Genomic DNA, 17,755 nt, shown 5'->3' on the forward strand with positions numbered 1-17,755 from the left:
AACTCGTGGTAACGCTGTCCCTGCACACCGGCATCCGCTGGAAACTGAGCATCGCCATCGCCGCCGTGAGCACGCTCGTGGCGATCGTGCTCAGCCTGGCTGTGCACAACGCGGCACGGGTCTCCATGCTCGACAGCAGCCGCGATGTGCAGGACGGAAAGGTCAGCGCCGCCCAGCGGGTCTACGAGCAGAATCCCGAGAAGAACCCCGAGCGACTGTTCGGCTACAAGATCGACGACCCCGACCTGCCGGGTGCCCTCAGGGACGCGGTGGAGGACGGGCAGCGCGCCACCTACCTGGAGGACTCCGGCGACGGCGCGCCCGAGGTCTGGGCCGCTGTCCCGCTCTCCGACGGCAAGGTGCTGTCGATCCACTCCCGCGTCGAGGACAAGTACGACGTCCTCGCCGACCTCGACCGCACACTGGTGATCGGCTCGGCCGCGGTCATCCTGGGCGGCTGCGCGCTGGGCGTGCTCATCGGCGGCAAGCTCTCCGGACGGCTGCGCAAGGCCGCCACCGCCGCCGGCAAGATCACCGAAGGCGACACCGGCGTCCGCGTCCGGGACGCCATCGGCGGCCGGGTCCGCGACGAGACGGACGACCTGGCACGGGCCGTGGACGGCATGGCCGATGCCCTGCAGCAGCGGCTCGAGGCCGAGCGCCGCGTGACCGCCGACATCGCCCATGAACTGCGCACCCCGGTGACCGGGCTCCTCACGGCGGCCGAGCTGCTGCCGCCGGGCCGCCCGACCGAACTCGTACGGGACCGGGCCCAGGCCATGCGCACGCTCGTCGAGGACGTGCTCGAGGTGGCGCGCCTGGACAGCGCGACCGAGCGGGCGGAACTGCAGGAGATCGCCCTGGGCGAATTCGTCACCCGCCGCGTCAAGGTCTTCGCCCCGGATGCCTCGGTCCGGGTCGTACGGGACGCCACCGCACACACCGACCCGCGGCGGCTGGAGCGGATCCTGGGCAATCTCCTCGCGAACGCCGCCCGGCACGGCAAGCCCCCGGTCGTCGTCACGATCGACGGGCGCGTGCTGCGCGTACGCGACCACGGCCCCGGATTCCCGCCGAAGCTGCTGGCCGACGGACCGAGCAGGTTCCGTACGGGCCGCGACGACCGGGCGGGGTTCGGTCACGGGCTGGGCCTGACCATCGCGGCGGGTCAGGCGCGGGTACTCGGGGCGCGTCTCACGTTCCGCAACGCCGCGCAGCAGACGGGCGGCGACGGGGTCGACGGCGGCGAGCCCCAGCGGGAGGGGGGCGCCATCGCCGTGCTGTGGCTGCCGGAGTCCGCTCCCACGGACACCGGCAGCATCCCGATCATCAATCCCCGGGGCCTGCGCAAGGCCTGAGGGACCGGGCGGGCAGCGGCCCCCGGATCCCTCAGACCGTCAGATCCGATCAGATCCGCGGAAGCGTCGGCTCCGCCGTCACGACCAGTCCTTGTCGAAGTCGAGCTCCTCGCGGCGCTGGGTGAACGAGAACCAGTTGCCCGAGTCGTCGCGGAGGATGGACTCGATGCCGTACGGACGCTCCTGCGGCTCCTGCAGGAACTCCACGCCGCGGGCCTTCAGCGTCTCGTAGTCCGCGCGGACGTCGTCGGTGACGAGCACACCGGCGCCCAGGACGCCCTTGGAGACCAGCGTCCTCACGGCCTCGGCGGACTCGGGGTCGAGGCCGGGCGGGCCGGGCACCATGAGCGTCAGCTCGACGTCCGGCTGACCCTTGGCGCCGACGGTGAGCCACCGCATGCCGCCGTCGCCCATGGTCATGTCCCGGCGCACCTCGAGGCCGAGCTTCTCGGTGTAGAACTCCTTCGCCCGGTCCTGGTCGAGGACCCAGACGGTGGTGATGGCGATTCCCTTGATCATGGCGTGCTCCGCATGCTCCTGAAGGTGTGGGACGGGGCGGGGCCGGCCGTCCGCCCTTGCTCCGCCACCGTAGGCAGCGCGGCGCTCACGGTGCTTCTCCAGAATTGCGGTCCTGAGCCTTACGTGCCCGGGCACCGCGGTCCTGAGAAGGGCGGTCGTCCTGCCCCCCGGGAGCCCGCCCGCCGTCAGGGCCCTGCGCCGCGCGCCGCTCCAACCCCTTGAACCCGCCCGACCACAGCAGGGCGTAGCACCCCGGTATGAGCGCCGCGCCGCGCCCCACATGCTTCCTGCGGTACTCGCTCGGGGTCAGGCCGGTCTGCTTCTTGAAGCCCGTGGAGAAGGTGCCGAGGCTGCTGAACCCGACCAGCGTGCAGATCTCTGTGACCGACAGGTCGGCCGTGCGCAGCAGCTCCTCGGCCCGCTCGATGCGGCGGCGGCTGAGGTACTGGCCGGGGGTCTGGCCGTAGACCGCCTTGAAGGCGCGGACGAAGTGGAACCGCGAATAGCCCGCATGCGCCGCGACCGCGTCCAGGTCGAGAGGCTCGGCCCAGTCGCGGTCCATCGCATCCTTGGCACGGCGCAGCTGCCGCAGATGGGCGAGGTGCGCCGTGCCGGGAGGCGTGGGCCCCTGTGCCGCGGGACCCGGCGGTGTCGTCATGTGTCGATGCTGGCACGCCCCACTGACAGAGGCTCCTGTCCTGCGTGGCCCGGCTTCGCGTCCTGAGCCGTCCCGTCGCCGGCGCCCGGCGTCCCGCCCTCGGCGGCGCCCGGCTGGGGACCGGCGCCCCGCAGCGGCACCTCCTTGATGAACCAGGAGGCCAGGAACCCGATCACCGCGATGGCCGCGCCGATCAGGAACACCGTTTCCGTACCGCCGGCGACCGCGTGCTGATACGCCTCGCGCACCGGGTCGGGCAGTTTCGCCAGGCTCGCGGCGTCGAGCTGCGCCGTCCCCGAGGCCAGACCGGAGGCCGCAGCTCCGCCCCGCTCGGCCATGACGTCCTGCACGCGGTGGGTGAAGAGGGCACCCATGATCGAGACGCCGAAGGAGCCGCCGATCGTACGGAACAGGGTGGAGGTGGAGGAGGCGACGCCCATGTCCTTCATCTCCACGCTGTTCTGTGCCACGAGCATCGTGATCTGCATCAGGAAGCCCATGCCGGCGCCGAGCACCGCCATGTAGACGCCCGAGGTGAAGCGGGAGGTCTCGGTGTCCATCTGGCCCAGGAGGAAGAGCCCGACGACGATCAGGGCGCCGCCGATGATGGGGAAGATCTTGTACTTGCCGGTCTGCGTGGTGACCCGGCCCGCGATCAGGGACACGGCCATCATCGCCAGCAGCATCGGCAGCAGCAGGAGGCCCGAGTTGGTCGCGGACGCGCCCTGCACGGTCTGCTGGAACAGCGGCAGGAACGTCATCGCGCCGAACATCACGAAGCCGACCAGGAATCCGATCAGGGTGATCAACGAGAAGTTGGCGTTGCGGAAGATGCCCAGCGGGAGGACGGGAGCCGACGCCCTGCGCTCGACCAGGAGGAAGGCGGCCAGGGACACCACGGCCCCGACGGAGAGGCCGACGATGGTGGCCGAGCCCCAGGCGTACTCCGTACCGCCCCAGGTGGTGACGAGCACCATGGCCGTGATCGCGGCCGTGAGCAGCACGGCGCCCAGGTAGTCGATGCGGCCCTGCATCCGCTTCTTCGGCAGATGCAGCACGGCGGTCACCATCATCAGGGCGACGGCGCCGAGCGGCAGGTTGATGTAGAAGCTCCAGCGCCAGCCGAGGTGATCGGTGATCGTGCCGCCCACAAGCGGCCCGCCGATCATGGCGAGCGCCATGACGCCGACCATCATGCCCTGGTACCGGCCGCGCTCCCGGGGCGGTATGAGATCGCCGATGATCGCCATCACGCCGACCATCAGGCCGCCCGCGCCGAGTCCCTGGACGGCCCGGAAGCCGATGAGCTGCGCCATCGTCTGAGACATGCCGGAGAGCGCGGAGCCGAGCAGGAAGACCACGATCGAGGCCAGGAAGATGCCCTTGCGGCCGTACATGTCGCCGAGCTTGCCCCAGATGGGCGTGGAGGCCGCGGTGGCGAGGGTGTACGAGGTGACGACCCAGGAGAGGTGTTCCAGCCCGCCGAGTTCACCGACGATCGTGGGCATCGCGGTGCCGACGATCATGTTGTCGAGCATGGCGAGCAGCATCGCGATCATCAGCGCGAGCAGCACGACCCGGACGCTGCGCGGCTGCGGGCCGGAGGGCGGGCCTTCCGTCGGGCCGGAGGTCTCCGCGGGCGGCTCTCCGGTGGTGGACTGGGACTGGGACATGGCGTGGACTCCTGCTTACTTGCCGACCGGCTAGTGGCTACACTCGAGAAGTTAGATCGCCAGCTAGCCGGTCGTCAAGTAAGTTTGACGCCCGCACCGGGTCCCGGCCATCGGGATGAGCGCAGGAGAGCAGCAGCATGGGCAGCACAGCACGGGCGAGCCGCGGCGACACCCGCCAGCGCATCCAGCACGTCGCCCTGTCGCTCTTCGCCGAGCGGGGCTACGAGAAGACCTCGCTCCGCGAGATCGCCGAGCACCTGGACGTCACCAAGGCGGCGCTGTACTACCACTTCAAGACCAAGGAAGACCTGCTGATCAGCATCTTCGACGACGGCTGCAAGCCGCTGGACGAGCTGATCGAATGGGGCAAACAGCAGCCCCGGACGCTGGAGACCAAGCAGGAGCTGGTCCGCCGCTACAGCGCCGCGCTGCACGACGCCGCCCCGCTCTTCCGCTTCATCCAGGAGAACCAGGCGACGGTCCGCGAGCTGAGCATCGGCGAGCGCTTCAAGGAGCGCATGTTCTCGATGTTCGAGCTGATCAAGGAAGACGAATGGACGCTGACCGACCGCGTCCGCGGGGTCAGCGCCCTGTTCACCATCCACGCCGGGATGTTCGCGCTGCGGGACATCGAAGGCGACCCCGAGGACAAGCAGCATGCCGTCCTCGAGGTCGCCCTGGAGCTGGTGACGTCAGCGCATCACCCGCAGTCGTAGCGCACGGCCTGCTTACAGGCCGACGCCGTGACCGCGCATGAACTTGAGCGGCTCGACCGCGTGGCCGTAGACCGGGGCCGTACGGGTCTCGAAGTGCAGGTGCGGGCCGGTGGAGTTACCGGTGCTGCCCGACTTGCCTATGACCTGGCCGGTCTTCACGGTCTGGCCGGCGGAGACGCCGAGCTGCGACAGGTGGCCGTACTGGGTGTACGTACGGTCGCCGTGCTTGATCACGATGTTGTTGCCGTACGAGCCGCCCCAGCCCGCCTCGACGATGGTGCCGCCGTGGACGGCCTTCACCGGGGTGCCGGTCGGCACGACGAGGTCCTGGCCGGAGTGCTTGTTGGACCACATCGAGCCACCGAGCCCGAAGGTCGAGCCCTTGGTGTACTGGTCGACCGGCTTGACCCAGGACGCCGGCTTCGGCGGCGCGGCCTTGAGCGCCGCGCGCTTCTTACGGTCGGCGGCGGCCTTGTCGGCGGCGCGCTTGGCGGCGTCGGCCTTGGCCTTCGCAGCCTTCGCGGCCTTCGCCTTGGCGGCCGCAGCGGCCTTGGTCTTGGTGTCGGCGGCCTTCTTCTGGCCGTCGGCCTGGCCGTGAACGGCCTTCGAGAGGGAATTGGCGGTGTTCAGGGCGAACAGCTCGCCCCCCTGAGGCGCCGAGCCGCCCGCGGCGGCGAGCGCGACCCCAGTCCCCAGAACGAGCGAGGCCCCCGTGCCCACGGCCAGGACGGCGGCGCGGCGGCGCAGGACGGTCTTGCTCGTGGTGGTGGTCTTCTGGTCGTGCTTCGTCATACGGGCTTTCCTCCAAGACTTGAATGAATCCCGGCGGTGCGTCCGGGATCGCCCCACCTTGGTAACCCGCGTTCTCCGAGCCGCCAAGCCCCGCTTCTACTAGCCGAAGCCGTAGCAAAGAGGGGCGAATCCACAGCCCGTACCAGCGCTCGCCGGGAACGGGTTCACCCTCGGAAACACCCAGGAGATGAAGGGGATCGCCTGGCCCCCGTAAGCTCAGGACGCGAGTCCCTGGGAAACCAAGGCGGGCGCGACTGAACAGGGGCGGATCGTTTGTGGCCCTCGTGGGCAAATCGGACATTCCGCCCCGAGTGAGCCCCTATCGGCCCTAGTAAGTGAGCCAGGCCACGTGCGGCACGTCACCAGCCGCGGAGAGCAAAAGGGACATTAGGGGCGCCTTCAGAGGTTCGAAGCGCGGCCCGGAACCTCGGAGCCGGCTGCGCCACCCCGGCCGGGCCGCCTACGCTGTGCCACGGGGCGCCTACGCCCCGCCGACCGCACGTGCCGCCCACCGCCGCGGCGCGCGCCTCTGCCGCCGGGGGGCCTGGGACGTGGATCCCGCAGTCATCGGTGCTCGACTGGCCTCGAGCGCCGTCACGCCGCTGGTCAAGAAGCTGTTCGTGAGCGAGGGAGCGGGCGCGGGCCTGACGGACCGGCCGGTCCGGATCTCCGCTCTCGTCTCCTTCCGGGGCGAGAAGCGCACGCTGACGGAGAAGGACCTGCGCGCGCTGGCGGCCGAGCTGGTCGACCGCGGGTCACACGCCATGGGCCCGCACGACCGCCCCGCGGACGAGGTCCGGGCGGTCGTGTCGGACACCCTCGCCCGTACGCTCCACGGCCTCGGCGACCTGGACATGGACGACGTCCAGGCGGTCCGCCTCGGCCACCGGGCCCTCGCCCGGTCGCTCCGGGCGTCGAACACCCGGGCCCTCGCGGACCTCCCGGCGGACGCGGCCTCCCTCCACGACTCGCTGCTGGAGACGGCCTGCCTGCACGTCCTGCACTTCTTCACACAGCGGTCGTCCTTCGTGGCCCGGACGCTGGTCGCCCAGAGCCGCGCGCTGGACGGTCTGACGGCCCGCGTCGACGAGCTGATCGCGCGGACACCCCGTCCCGGGAGCGAGGACGCGGCGTACGAGCGGCGCTATCTCGACCACATCGCGACGAAGCACGGCCGCCTGACGATCTACGGCATCGACCTCACGAACTCCCCCGGCCGCTGGCCGCTGGACGTCGCCTACCTGAGCCTGGAGGCCACGCTTCCGGAACCGTCCGCGCGGCGGGGCACGCCGGGCCAGGTCAGGAGTCTCCTCGACGAGGCCATGGCCGACATCGGCCGCACGAACCCCGTCGCGAGCAGCCACCCCCGCGCGGACGGCTGGTCGGGCCCGCCCGGCCTGGACGGCACGTTCACGATGGCCGACGGCATCGTTCCTGAGCTGGACGTCCCCGCCGACCCCCGACCCGCCGACCAGGCACTCGCCTCGCACGAACGCGTCCTCCTCCGAGGCGTCGCGGGATCCGGCAAGACCACGCTCGTGCAGTGGCTGGCCGTCTCCGCGGCCCGGCGGGTCCCCGACGAGCGGCTGGCCTACCTCCGCGACCGCATCCCGTTCGTCCTCCCCCTGCGCACCCTGACCCGCCACGGCGAGCGGCTCCCCTCCCCCGGTGACTTCCTCGCGGCCGTCGGATCGCCGCTCTCGGGGGCGCAGCCGCGCGGCTGGGAGCGGCGGGTCCTCGAGGCGGGGCGCGGGCTGCTGCTCGTCGACGGCATCGACGAGATCCCGGACGGCGAACGCGACCGCACCCGCGACTGGATGCGCGACCTGCTGGACGTCTATCCGGGCAACCGCTGGCTCGTCACCTCACGGCCCTCCGCCGTACGGGAGAACTGGCTGGCGGACGACGGCTTCGCCGAGCTGGGCCTCTCCGCCATGAGCCGGCAGGACGTGGCGGAGTTCATCCGGCGCTGGCACACCGCCGCCCGCGGCACCGGCGGCACGGATGCCGGCGCCCCCGACGCGGACGGTGAACTCGCCGCCTACGAGACGTCGCTCCTCACCGCCGTCCGCACCAAGCCGGACCTCGGCCGCCTCGCCACCAACCCCCTCATGTGCGGCCTGATCTGCGCGCTCCACCGGGACCGGCGCGGCTATCTGCCGCAGGGCCGCAAGGAGCTCTACGGCGCCGCGCTCTCCATGCTCCTCATCCGGCGCGACCGCGAACGCGCCATGAGCGGTCCTGAGGTGCGCGAGGAGCCGCAGCTCCAACTCCTCCAGCGCCTCGCCTACTGGCTCATCCGCAACGGCCGTACGGAGATGGACCGCGCCCAGGCCGAGCGTCTGATCGCCGCCGCCCTCCCGGCCGTTCCGGAAGTGGCGCGGCTCGGTGACGCCCCGGCCGTGTTCGAGCACTTCCTCCAGCGCAGCGGTCTGCTGCGCGAACCCGGCCCGGACTCCGTGGACTTCGTCCACCGCACCTTCCAGGACTTCCTCGGCGCGCGGGCCGCCGTGGACGAGGGGGACTTCGGCCTCCTCGCGCAGCACGCCTCCGACGACCAGTGGGAGGACGTGGTCCGGATGGCGGTCGCCCAGGGCCGTCCCCGCGAACGGGCGGAGATCTTCGCCCACTTGCTCGCCCAGGGGGACCACGCCGCCGCTCCGGCGGTCCGGGCCCGGATCTTCCTCCTGGCCGCCGCCTGCCTCGAACACGCGGCGGAACTCGACCCGGCCGTACGGGAGGAGGTGGAGGCGCGCGCGTCGACCCTCGTGCCCCCGCGCAACCCCCAGGAGGCGCGGGAGCTGGCGTCCGTCGGACCGATCGTCCTCGACCTGCTGCCGGGGCCCGGGGCCGTCGACAACGAGGACGCAGTGCTGGTGGTGTCCGCCGCGTCGCATGTGGATTCCGATGCGGCCATCCCGTTCCTGGGGGGCTTCGCGGGCCACCGCTCGCTCGCCGTACGGTCCCAACTCGTCTGGGGCTGGTCCCGGTTCGACACCGCCGCCTATGCGGACGAGGTCATCGCCCGCCTCGATCCGGACGATCTCTACTTCACGGTCCGGTCCGACGAACAGCTCGACGCCCTGCGGGAGCTGGGCACGCGCCCCCTGCTCGACGCGCGGGGCACCATCAGCGCCGGCGCCCTGGCCGCGTACGGTGCCCCGGCCCGGCTCACCGGCGTCAAGGTGCACGGCAACGACGCGCTGACGGACCTCTCGTTCCTCCGCGGCCAGGACGCACTGGCGGGCCTGACCGTCAACGAGTGCCGGGCGGTGGAGGACCTGTCCTCCCTGGACGGACTGCCGCTGCGTTCCCTGGAGTTCGACGCGACCGCGGGCCTCGACGGACTCTCCGCGCTGTCCCGGCTCGAACACCTCCTGCTCGGTACGCGCTACGGCGCCTTGTGGAGCCTCGACGCGCTGCCCCGTGAGGCCCCGCTGACCCTGCTCGACCTCTCCCGCGCCTCGATGCCCGAGCGCGGGCTGCGCGGGCTCAGCCACTGGAGCGGTCTCGACGCGCTGGTCCTCAGCCACTTCACCAGCCGGCTGTCCCCCGCCGACTGGGCCGAACTGGCCGCTCTGCCGGGCCTGTCCGCCCTGCGCCTGTCCTTCGGCGCCTTCGGCAACTGCCCGGACTCCCTCGCCCTGCCCTCGGTCTCGGATCTCGTCCTGCTGCATGCCGACACCCCGGCGCACCCTCTCGGGCGCGTGCCCGGGCTCTTCCCCGGGCTCGCCCGGCTCCAGATCGTCGGCGACGAGTCCGCCCGCTACGCACTGGACCTCACGCCGCTGGCCGAACTGCCCTGGCTGGAACAGGTCGTGCTCCCACGGGGCGAGGCGCCGGTCCTCGGCCTGAGCCGGCTCCCCGCCGAGGTCAAGATCATCAACTCCGCCTGAGAGCCGCGACCGGCACCCCCGAGGAAGCGGTGATAGCCCAAGTGCCCCTTCTGTGCGCACAAGTCCAAAGAGGCAGGTGCGTCCAGTGGTCAGCCGGGAGTTCCATGACGGAGCCGTCCGCGGCCGGCTCTGATCCCCGAGCCGGCGACCAGGCACGTCAACCGCGGCAGCAAAAGGCCCGGCCCGGAACCGTGGATACGGTTCCGGGCCGGGCCTGTGGCTCACCGGCGGGCCGTCAGCGCGGCATCACCGGACAGGGCCTGCCGACGATCAGACGTCCTTGGTCAGGTTCGGACCCGAACCACCGGCCGCGGACTCGATCGGGGGGACGTCGGGCAGTGCCGACTTCTCCTCGCCGCGGAAGGTGAACGTCGCGTCGTCCCCTTCGCCCTCTCTGTCGACGACCACGATGTGACCGGGGCGCAGCTCGCCGAAGAGGATCTTCTCCGACAGCATGTCCTCGATCTCCCGCTGGATCGTCCGGCGCAGCGGCCGGGCGCCCAGGATCGGGTCGTAGCCCTTCTTGGCGAGCAGGCTCTTGGCCTCCGCGCTGAGCTCGATGCCCATGTCGCGGTCCTTGAGCCGCTCGTCCACCTTGGCCAGCATGAGGTCGACGATCTGGATGATGTCTTCCTCGGAGAGCTGGTGGAAGACCACCGTGTCGTCGACACGGTTCAGGAACTCCGGGCGGAAGTGCTGCTTCAGCTCGTCGTTGACCTTGGCCTTCATCCGCTCGTACCCGGTCTTGAGGTCGCCCCCGGCCGCGAAGCCGAGGTTGAAGCCCTTGGAGATGTCCCGGGTGCCGAGGTTGGTCGTCATGATGATGACCGTGTTCTTGAAGTCCACGACCCGGCCCTGGGAGTCGGTCAGGCGACCGTCCTCCAGGATCTGCAGCAGCGAGTTGAAGATGTCCGGGTGGGCCTTCTCGACCTCGTCGAAGAGGACCACGGAGAACGGCTTGCGGCGCACCTTCTCGGTGAGCTGGCCGCCCTCCTCGTAGCCGACGTAGCCGGGAGGCGAGCCGAAGAGCCGCGAGACGGTGTGCTTCTCGCTGAACTCCGACATGTCGAGCTGGATCAGCGCGTCCTCGTCGCCGAAGAGGAACTCCGCCAGCGTCTTGGACAGCTCGGTCTTACCGACGCCGGACGGGCCGGCGAAGATGAACGAGCCACCGGGACGCTTCGGGTCCTTCAGGCCGGCGCGCGTACGGCGGATCGCCTGCGAGAGGGCCTTGATGGCGTCCTTCTGGCCGATGACGCGCTTGTGGAGCTCGTCCTCCATGCGCAGCAGCCGCGAGGACTCCTCCTCGGTGAGCTTGAAGACCGGGATGCCCGTGGCCGTGGCCAGGACCTCGGCGATCAGCTCCTCGTCGACCTCGGCGACGACGTCCATGTCGCCGGCCTTCCACTCCTTCTCCCGCTTGGCCTTCGCGGCGAGGAGCTGCTTCTCCTTGTCGCGGAGGGAGGCCGCCTTCTCGAAGTCCTGCGAGTCGATCGCGGACTCCTTGTCCCGGCGGACCCCGGCGATCTTCTCGTCGAACTCGCGCAGGTCCGGCGGAGCGGTCATCCGGCGGATACGCATCCGGGAGCCGGCCTCGTCGATCAGGTCGATCGCCTTGTCCGGCAGGAAGCGGTCGGAGATGTACCGGTCGGCCAGGGTGGCCGCCGCCACGAGGGCCGAGTCGGTGATCGAGACACGGTGGTGCGCCTCGTACCGGTCCCGGAGGCCCTTGAGGATCTCGATGGTGTGCGGCAGCGACGGCTCCGCGACCTGGATGGGCTGGAAGCGGCGCTCCAAGGCCGCGTCCTTCTCCAGGTGCTTGCGGTACTCGTCGAGCGTCGTCGCACCGATGGTCTGCAGCTCGCCACGGGCCAGCATCGGCTTGAGGATGCTGGCGGCGTCGATCGCGCCCTCGGCGGCACCCGCACCCACCAGGGTGTGGAGCTCGTCGATGAACAGGATGATGTCGCCGCGGGTGCGGATCTCCTTGAGCACCTTCTTCAGGCGCTCCTCGAAGTCACCGCGGTAGCGGGAGCCGGCGACCAGGGCACCGAGGTCGAGGGTGTAGAGGTGCTTGTCCTTGAGGGTCTCGGGCACCTCGCCCTTGACGATGGCCTGGGCCAGGCCCTCGACGACCGCCGTCTTGCCGACGCCGGGCTCGCCGATGAGCACCGGGTTGTTCTTGGTACGGCGCGACAGCACCTGCATGACCCGCTCGATCTCCTTCTCGCGCCCGATGACCGGGTCGAGCTTGGATTCGCGGGCGGCCTGCGTGAGGTTGCGGCCGAACTGGTCCAGCACGAGGGAGGTCGAGGGCGTGCCCTCGGCCGGGCCGCCGGCCGTGGCGGCCTCCTTGCCCTGGTAGCCGGAGAGCAGCTGGATGACCTGCTGCCGCACCCGGTTCAGGTCGGCGCCCAGCTTCACGAGGACCTGGGCGGCGACGCCCTCGCCCTCGCGGATCAGGCCGAGCAGGATGTGCTCCGTACCGATGTAGTTGTGGCCGAGCTGAAGGGCCTCGCGGAGCGACAGCTCCAGGACCTTCTTCGCACGGGGGGTGAAGGGGATGTGCCCGGACGGAGCCTGCTGGCCCTGCCCGATGATCTCCTCCACCTGCTGGCGGACCGCCTCGAGCGAAATCCCGAGGCTCTCCAGGGCCTTAGCGGCGACACCCTCACCCTCGTGGATCAGGCCCAGGAGGATGTGCTCGGTGCCGATGTAGTTGTGGTTGAGCATCCGGGCTTCTTCCTGAGCCAGGACGACAACCCGCCGCGCACGGTCGGTGAACCTCTCGAACATCGTTAATCGCTCCTCAGAGCGGTCAGAAAGATCGGGGACGATCCCCTCCCTGTCCTTCCGCATGCTAGTCCCGCTACGGGGGACAGCTCATTCCAACTGCCGACACCGCCCTTGGCCTCCTGCCCCGGACCGCCGACAACAGCTCCAACCCGATGGTGCGAGACGATGTTCCCGCAGGCCAGGCGTATACCCTCGATACCACTACGCCGATGGCGAACGCCATCCCGGCCAACGCGCGCGCGTCGCCCCTCCCACGAGGAAAGTCTTACCCGCTGGAACTGATACTCCATGCGGCGCGGGGCGGTTCCCTCAGCTAAGGGCGAACATCCTTGCGCTCCGGAATCCTCTCCGTTGCGCCGCCCTTACCACGTTGCGTACCCACATGCCAACTGTGCGTAACTCTCCCGGGGTTCGGTAGTTGCTCCGGTCATGGCAACCGCATTCCCCCGCCCCCGGAGCGCAACGTGTGACGTACGCCTGTGGTACGAGCGGGCTCTGGGCTGGCCGGTCACGGGCGGGCGGCCCGCCGGGCACCCCGTGGACCTGCTCACCGGGGCGCGCTTCGACGTGCTGGACCTGCCGGCCGATGCCGGGGCGGCCGTGCTGCGGCGCGTACCGCGCACCGGTCCCGTCGCGCTGGACGGCGGCCGCATGCGCTTCCTGATCGCCGCGGGCGGCGCTGAGCAGCTCCCCGAGCTGCTGGACTGGCTGGAATGGGGCGGTGTCGCCCTGGATCTGGTCGCTCTGGGCCCTGGCGACCGGATGCGCGCTCCCCGGCCGGGGGACTCATGGGAGGCCGCGTGCACCGGGCCACAGCCTGTGTGGCTGCGGCCTCCCGAGCCGGGGTGCGAGATCGAACCGACGCTGCCCGTGGCCACCCTGGGGGGCACCCCAGGGGGTCGCGAGGACGACGGGGGCCTGGCCCCCGACCTCGTACGGCTCGTGGGCGCGGCGGCCACTCAGGTCCACCGGGCCCGGCTGCTGAACGCCTCGCGCGCTCAGGCGTTGGCCTTCTCGTACGCCTCGCGGATCTCGGCGGGGACGCGGCCGCGGTCGTTGACGCTGTAGCCGTTCTCCTTCGCCCAGGCGCGGATCTTCGCGGTGTCCTGGGAGCCACCCGAGGCCGCGGCGCGGGCCTTGCGACCGGACGCGGCACGGCCACCCGTGCGACGGCCGCTCTTCGTGTACGGCTCGAGAAGACCGCGCAGCTTGTCCGCGTTCGAAGCCTTGAGGTCGATCTCGTAAGTCTTGCCGTCGAGCGCAAACGTCACGGTCTCGTCGGCCTCGCCACCGTCGAGGTCGTCGACAAGAAGGACCTGAACCTTCTGTGCCACCGGATTCCCTTTCATCGAAAAAGCAGTACGACGGAAAGGAAACCGCCTTTCTCGGAAAAACACAAACCCCTGGGTGAGGTTGAGTAGCGCATGCGTACGGGAAACGTGCGCGATTCGGACATAGGGATCGCCAAAGCGGGCACATAGCGAAGCCCGGACTGCCGCATCAGGCGTTGCAGAAGCACCGGGAGGATCACAGGTGCAGAAGCATCCGGCTGTTGCCGAGGGTGTTCGGCTTCACTCGTTCGAGACCCAGGAACTCGGCCACGCCCTCGTCATAGGAACGCAGCAGCTCACTGTAGACATCCCCATCTACGGGCGTCTCCCCGATCTCCGCGAACCCATGCTTCGAGAAGAAGTCGACTTCGAAGGTGAGGCAGAAAATACGCCGCACGCCTAGCCAGCGGGCGGTCTGAACCAGCTTGGCCAGGATCTGATGGCCGACTCCCGTCCCCTTCATCTGCGGGTCCACGGCCAGAGAGCGGACCTCTGCGAGGTCTTCCCACATGACATGAAGAGCCCCGCAGCCGAGGACCTGTCCGTCCGCGTCGCGTTCGGCGACCCAGAACTCCTGGATGTCCTCGTAAAGGGTGACCGTCGCTTTGTCGAGCAGGATGCCCTCGCGCACGTACCCGTCGATGAGACGGCGTACGACGGAGACATCGCTCGTCCTCGCCCGGCGGACAGTGACCTCATTTGATACTCGGGACATGTGCGGGACGCTATCGCCCCGCCTCTCCGCCGTCGCCATCGGGATCGTCGAGTTGTGCGACGCGCATGGCGTCCCTGAGGGCTTCCCGCTGTTCCTGGGACATCATGCCGAAGAACGCGACGAGTGCGGCGGCGGCGTTGTCACTGGTGTGCCAAGCCTCGTGCATGAGTGCGGCCGAGTACGCGGCGCGGGTGGAGACGGCCTCATATCGATAGGCGCGGCCTTCGGCTTCCCTGCGGACCCAGCCCTTCTGATGCAGGTTGTCCATTACCGTCATGACGGTGGTGTAGGCGATGGAGCGTTCCTGCTGGAGGTCCTCCAGGACTTCCCGAACGGTGACCGGCCGGTTCCACTCCCAGACGCGCGTCATCACGGCGTCTTCGAGGTCACCCAATCGTCGAACCACATTGGAATAATAGTGGTAGATGTCCTGAATGCCGGTTCACGCGGACCCATTTCCCGCAGCAAAAGGGCGCACGACAGGGGACATGTGTTCCCGGTCGTACGCCCTTCGGGTGCCCGGTCGGCGGGGCCCAGGAGAGGCCCCGCGCGGCCTGCAGCGGAGACGGCCCTACCGCTCCGTGGCCGGACGGCTCCCGCCCTCGACGCGAGCCAGCGCCGCGTCGACTGCGGCGTCCTCCTTGGCCTTGTTGGCCCCGCCCTGGCTTTTCACGATGGTCCTGACCAGAGCGATGAATGCGACGGCCATGACCACGGGCGGCAGCAGCGCGGAGACGTAATCCATGGCTCAAGGGTAGCCAGTCACACCGCGACCAATTGCTCGGGGCGGGACGGAGGCCCTTCCGGCGGGGTCCGGCGCCTGCGGGGCGGGAACACCTCGGCCGGGGTGGGCACATGGCGGCCCGGCTGCTCCGAGGGCCGGGAGGGGCGCTCGGGCTCCTGCTTCGGCCTGGCCCCCGGCTGGGGCTCGGGCTTCCGCTCCGGCTCCTTCTCGGGCTCCGCCGCGGGCTTCGCCTTCGGCTTGGGCGCAGGCTTCTCCGGTTCGTCGTCGGACGCACGGCCTCCCGGCAGCGCGACGAGACGGGCGGCCGGAATTCCGGCGGGCTCCGCCGGTGACACGGACGCCACCGGCTCCCCGGGATGCCCGCGTCGGGCGACACCGGCGAGGCGGTCGGAGAGCGCCTGCTCGGCCAGCGCTTCGCACCGGCGAAGCAGCGCACGCCTGCGCTCGGCCTCCGGAGCGCCCGCCGCCGTCGCGGCCGCACAGAGGGAGCGCAGCGCGGCCAGGTCGTCGGCGCCCGGGGTGTAGCCGGCCGAGAGCGCGTCCACGAGCCGTTCCAGGAACCCGGATGCGGCGCCTGGGAGGGCGGCGCGATATCGGGCCAGATCGGCGAAGAGAAAGGCGCGCAGGCGCATCCCTTCGCCGACCGCCTCCTCCACGGCTTCGGTGAGGCGGCACAGCTCCTGGATCTCCTCCTCCCGGCTTTCAGCGGGAGGCGCGGGGGAGGGCCGCAGGGCGATGGCGAGGGCGCGGCGCAGGACGCGCAGCTCATCGGCGCTGAACGCCATGGCGCCGCGGGAACCGTATGGCGTGGGCATGGACCGACTTTAAGTGCAAAGCGGATAATTTTCGCTTAGCAGGACATACCCGGGGGTGTCGGAACCAGCAGGTCCGACACCCCCCGTCAGCACCCGTCCTACGCGCTCCGGCGGCGGCGTGCGACGGCCAGTACGGCGCCCGTTCCCGCGGCCAGCACAGCCGCCGCGGCAGCCGCCACGACGCCGATGTTCCCGGCGCCCGTCCCGGCCATCGAGCCGGTCGCCTCCGTCCCGCCGGACGAGGTGCCGCCGCCGGTGTCCGAGCCGCCGGACGACGCCGCACCGCCGGCCCCGGAACCGCCGGACCCACCGGAGGCGCCGTCGTCCCCGGCGCCGCCGCTGATGCGGGTCTCGATCGCGGCCGAGTCGTTGCCCGCCTCGGGGTCGCGCGCCGGGTAGTCCTCACGGTCCAGGACGGTGATCTTCCCCTGGGCGCCCTCGACCTTCCGGTCGATGCGGACGTTGAAGACGAGCGTCTCCTCCTCGCCTTGGGCGAAGCGCTCGTCGATGGTGCAGACGTACGTCCTGCTGCCCTTCTCCTTCCTCGAGCAGGCCCAGTCGTCCTCCTCGCCCGGGAACGGGATCGAGGTGATGGTGGTGCCCTTCGGCGGCGTCACCTCGTACGTGCCGCTGCCGTGGCCGTCGCGGCCCGAGAGGTCCAGGGACCCCGGTCCCGCGTTCTTCACGCCGAGCGTGAGCGGGACGGTCGCGCCGACCTTGCCCTCGAGCGTGTCCGTGATCACCTGGAAGTCGGCCTTCTGCGCGGTGACGACGTCGGAGTGGCCGCCGAACTCCTCGAAGCCGGTGGGTTCGACGGTCCTCAGCGTCAGCGGCGCACCGCTGCCCTGCTGGTCGAAGTCCTTCGGGTCCTCGTACTCCCACGGGTTGCCGCTGCCGATGGCCCAGGCGTGGTAGCCGATGTTCCCGTACATCAGCTCCTCGGAGACCGTGAAGCGGAACGGCTCGGAGAACTCGTACGCGGCGCCCGGCTCCAGCGGGGTGTCGAACAGGCAGTACGCGGAGGTGTCGGACCAGCTCTTGTAGTGGCAATTGGAGTGCTCGCGCGCGACCTTGAGACCCTCGGCGCCGTAGAGTTTGATGCCGATGCCCTGGTCGGCGGCGAGCTGGCCGAGGTTCGCGACGGCCGGGGTGACCTTCATGGTGGAGCCGGGGGCGACGTCCTTCAGCGGCTCGTGCGCGCGCTCGGCGAGCTTGGGCCCGTCGATGAAGACCTTCGTCGCGGCTTCGGCGTCAGGGGTGTTGGAGGCGGTCGCCCGGTACTCGATCATCCCGGCGTAGCCGGGCTTCATGCCCTTGGCGCCCTTGATGTAGAAGGGCTGGACGCTGGTCCTGCCGTCGATCGAGGTGTACGCGCAGTCGTAGACGAAGTCCTTGTCGGAGTCCTCGCAGCTTCCGCTCGCCGGCTTCAGAACGGCCTTGCCCTTGAGCGCGGACGCGTCGATGGTCAGCTTCACGTCCTCGGCGAGCGGGTCCTCGCCGTCCGGACCATCGAGATTGAGGTGGAAGAGGAACAGGTCGCCGTCGCCCGGCCGTTCGTCGGCGGTGTACGCGTAGTAGCGCGCCGGCACCTCGATCTGCAGCATGGGGTCGGCCGCGCTCGCCTGCCCCGCGCCGAGGCCGCCCGCCGCCGCGAGCAGGGCCGCGACAACGGCCGATCTCGCGTATGTCCCCTTGCTCACCATGGGTTCCACTTCCGTCCTGGCACAGGTCTCGATTCCTC

Annotated in this window: 15 protein-coding genes; 4 read left to right on the top strand and 11 right to left on the bottom strand. The window is 70.3% G+C overall.

Annotation, left to right across the window (positions count from 1 at the left end; genetic code table 11):
- Positions 1-5: 5 nt before the first annotated feature.
- Positions 6-1,358 (top strand): two-component system sensor histidine kinase CseC, encoded by a 1,353-nt coding sequence (gene cseC / locus ABZ822_RS05295; protein WP_360847175.1) that lies wholly within the window; start codon positions 6-8, stop codon positions 1,356-1,358.
- Positions 1,359-1,436: 78 nt separating this feature from the next.
- Here cseC and ABZ822_RS05300 read toward each other — a convergent pair whose 3' ends face one another.
- The 3 genes from ABZ822_RS05300 to ABZ822_RS05310 all read right to left on the bottom strand — a co-directional run bounded on the left by ABZ822_RS05300 (position 1,437) and on the right by ABZ822_RS05310 (position 4,208).
- A complete protein-coding gene (locus ABZ822_RS05300; protein ID WP_360847178.1) occupies positions 1,437-1,877 on the bottom strand; it encodes a VOC family protein in 441 nt (146 codons plus the stop codon).
- 85 nt (positions 1,878-1,962) lie between these two features.
- Positions 1,963-2,439 carry a helix-turn-helix transcriptional regulator gene (locus ABZ822_RS05305; RefSeq protein ID WP_360848755.1) on the bottom strand — a complete coding sequence of 159 codons (477 nt, stop codon included), beginning with the start codon at positions 2,437-2,439 and terminating at the stop codon, positions 1,963-1,965.
- A gap of 92 nt (positions 2,440-2,531) precedes the next feature.
- Positions 2,532-4,208 (bottom strand): MDR family MFS transporter, encoded by a 1,677-nt coding sequence (locus ABZ822_RS05310; protein ID WP_360847181.1) that lies wholly within the window; start codon positions 4,206-4,208, stop codon positions 2,532-2,534.
- Positions 4,209-4,345: 137 nt separating this feature from the next.
- Between ABZ822_RS05310 and ABZ822_RS05315 the strand changes: the two genes are divergently transcribed.
- The gene (locus ABZ822_RS05315; protein ID WP_360847184.1) at positions 4,346-4,924 is read left to right on the top strand and encodes a helix-turn-helix domain-containing protein; all 579 of its coding nucleotides are present in this window, start codon (positions 4,346-4,348) and stop codon (positions 4,922-4,924) included.
- A gap of 12 nt (positions 4,925-4,936) precedes the next feature.
- Here ABZ822_RS05315 and ABZ822_RS05320 read toward each other — a convergent pair whose 3' ends face one another.
- Positions 4,937-5,716, bottom strand: a complete 780-nt coding sequence (locus tag ABZ822_RS05320) for a M23 family metallopeptidase (protein ID WP_360847187.1) — start codon at positions 5,714-5,716, stop codon at positions 4,937-4,939.
- Positions 5,717-6,267: 551 nt separating this feature from the next.
- Between ABZ822_RS05320 and ABZ822_RS05325 the strand changes: the two genes are divergently transcribed.
- Positions 6,268-9,612 carry an NACHT domain-containing protein gene (locus ABZ822_RS05325; RefSeq protein WP_360847190.1) on the top strand — a complete coding sequence of 1,115 codons (3,345 nt, stop codon included), beginning with the start codon at positions 6,268-6,270 and terminating at the stop codon, positions 9,610-9,612.
- 270 nt (positions 9,613-9,882) lie between these two features.
- Here the strand turns inward: ABZ822_RS05325 and ABZ822_RS05330 are convergent, their stop codons facing one another.
- A complete protein-coding gene (locus ABZ822_RS05330; protein ID WP_360847194.1) occupies positions 9,883-12,408 on the bottom strand; it encodes an ATP-dependent Clp protease ATP-binding subunit in 2,526 nt (841 codons plus the stop codon).
- 429 nt (positions 12,409-12,837) lie between these two features.
- On the opposite strand from ABZ822_RS05330, the gene ABZ822_RS05335 reads away from it, so the two are divergent.
- Positions 12,838-13,476: an SCO3374 family protein gene (locus ABZ822_RS05335; protein ID WP_360847198.1), complete on the top strand. Its 639-nt coding sequence runs from the start codon at positions 12,838-12,840 to the stop codon at positions 13,474-13,476.
- Here ABZ822_RS05335 and ABZ822_RS05340 read toward each other — a convergent pair.
- The 6 genes from ABZ822_RS05340 to ABZ822_RS05365 form a co-directional block, all read right to left on the bottom strand.
- On the bottom strand, positions 13,407-13,742 hold the full coding sequence (locus tag ABZ822_RS05340) for an Lsr2 family protein (RefSeq protein ID WP_360847201.1): 336 nt from the start codon (positions 13,740-13,742) through the stop codon (positions 13,407-13,409). The two genes, ABZ822_RS05335 and ABZ822_RS05340, sit on opposite strands and share 70 nt — an antisense overlap.
- Before the next feature lie 193 nt (positions 13,743-13,935).
- A complete protein-coding gene (locus ABZ822_RS05345) occupies positions 13,936-14,454 on the bottom strand; it encodes an amino-acid N-acetyltransferase (protein WP_360847204.1) in 519 nt (172 codons plus the stop codon).
- Positions 14,455-14,464: 10 nt separating this feature from the next.
- A complete protein-coding gene (locus ABZ822_RS05350) occupies positions 14,465-14,860 on the bottom strand; it encodes a BlaI/MecI/CopY family transcriptional regulator (protein ID WP_360847207.1) in 396 nt (131 codons plus the stop codon).
- Between the two features lie 165 nt (positions 14,861-15,025).
- Positions 15,026-15,199 carry a hypothetical protein gene (locus tag ABZ822_RS05355; RefSeq protein ID WP_360847210.1) on the bottom strand — a complete coding sequence of 58 codons (174 nt, stop codon included), beginning with the start codon at positions 15,197-15,199 and terminating at the stop codon, positions 15,026-15,028.
- 17 nt (positions 15,200-15,216) lie between these two features.
- Positions 15,217-16,014, bottom strand: a complete 798-nt coding sequence (locus tag ABZ822_RS05360) for a hypothetical protein (RefSeq protein WP_360847213.1) — start codon at positions 16,012-16,014, stop codon at positions 15,217-15,219.
- Between the two features lie 98 nt (positions 16,015-16,112).
- Positions 16,113-17,717, bottom strand: coding sequence for a hypothetical protein (locus tag ABZ822_RS05365; RefSeq protein WP_360847216.1), 1,605 nt, complete (start codon positions 17,715-17,717; stop codon positions 16,113-16,115).
- Positions 17,718-17,755 lie beyond the last annotated feature (38 nt).

Source organism: Streptomyces sp. NPDC047108 (genome assembly GCF_040643575.1).
In the GTDB taxonomy this organism is placed as follows: domain Bacteria; phylum Actinomycetota; class Actinomycetes; order Streptomycetales; family Streptomycetaceae; genus Streptomyces.

Bases quoted from the DNA above. Each gene is read 5' to 3' on its own strand.
- ABZ822_RS05300 (WP_360847178.1), bottom strand. From the start codon at position 1,877: ATGATCAAGGGAATCGCCATCACCACCGTCTGGGTCCTCGACCAGGAC.
- ABZ822_RS05305 (WP_360848755.1), bottom strand. From the start codon at position 2,439: ATGGACCGCGACTGGGCCGAGCCTCTCGACCTGGACGCGGTCGCGGCG.
- ABZ822_RS05310 (WP_360847181.1), bottom strand. From the start codon at position 4,208: ATGTCCCAGTCCCAGTCCACCACCGGAGAGCCGCCCGCGGAGACCTCC.
- ABZ822_RS05315 (WP_360847184.1), top strand. From the start codon at position 4,346: ATGGGCAGCACAGCACGGGCGAGCCGCGGCGACACCCGCCAGCGCATC.
- ABZ822_RS05320 (WP_360847187.1), bottom strand. From the start codon at position 5,716: ATGACGAAGCACGACCAGAAGACCACCACCACGAGCAAGACCGTCCTG.
- ABZ822_RS05330 (WP_360847194.1), bottom strand. From the start codon at position 12,408: ATGTTCGAGAGGTTCACCGACCGTGCGCGGCGGGTTGTCGTCCTGGCT.
- ABZ822_RS05335 (WP_360847198.1), top strand. From the start codon at position 12,838: ATGGCAACCGCATTCCCCCGCCCCCGGAGCGCAACGTGTGACGTACGC.
- ABZ822_RS05345 (WP_360847204.1), bottom strand. From the start codon at position 14,454: ATGTCCCGAGTATCAAATGAGGTCACTGTCCGCCGGGCGAGGACGAGC.
- ABZ822_RS05355 (WP_360847210.1), bottom strand. From the start codon at position 15,199: ATGGATTACGTCTCCGCGCTGCTGCCGCCCGTGGTCATGGCCGTCGCA.
- ABZ822_RS05360 (WP_360847213.1), bottom strand. From the start codon at position 16,014: ATGCCCACGCCATACGGTTCCCGCGGCGCCATGGCGTTCAGCGCCGAT.
- ABZ822_RS05365 (WP_360847216.1), bottom strand. From the start codon at position 17,717: ATGGTGAGCAAGGGGACATACGCGAGATCGGCCGTTGTCGCGGCCCTG.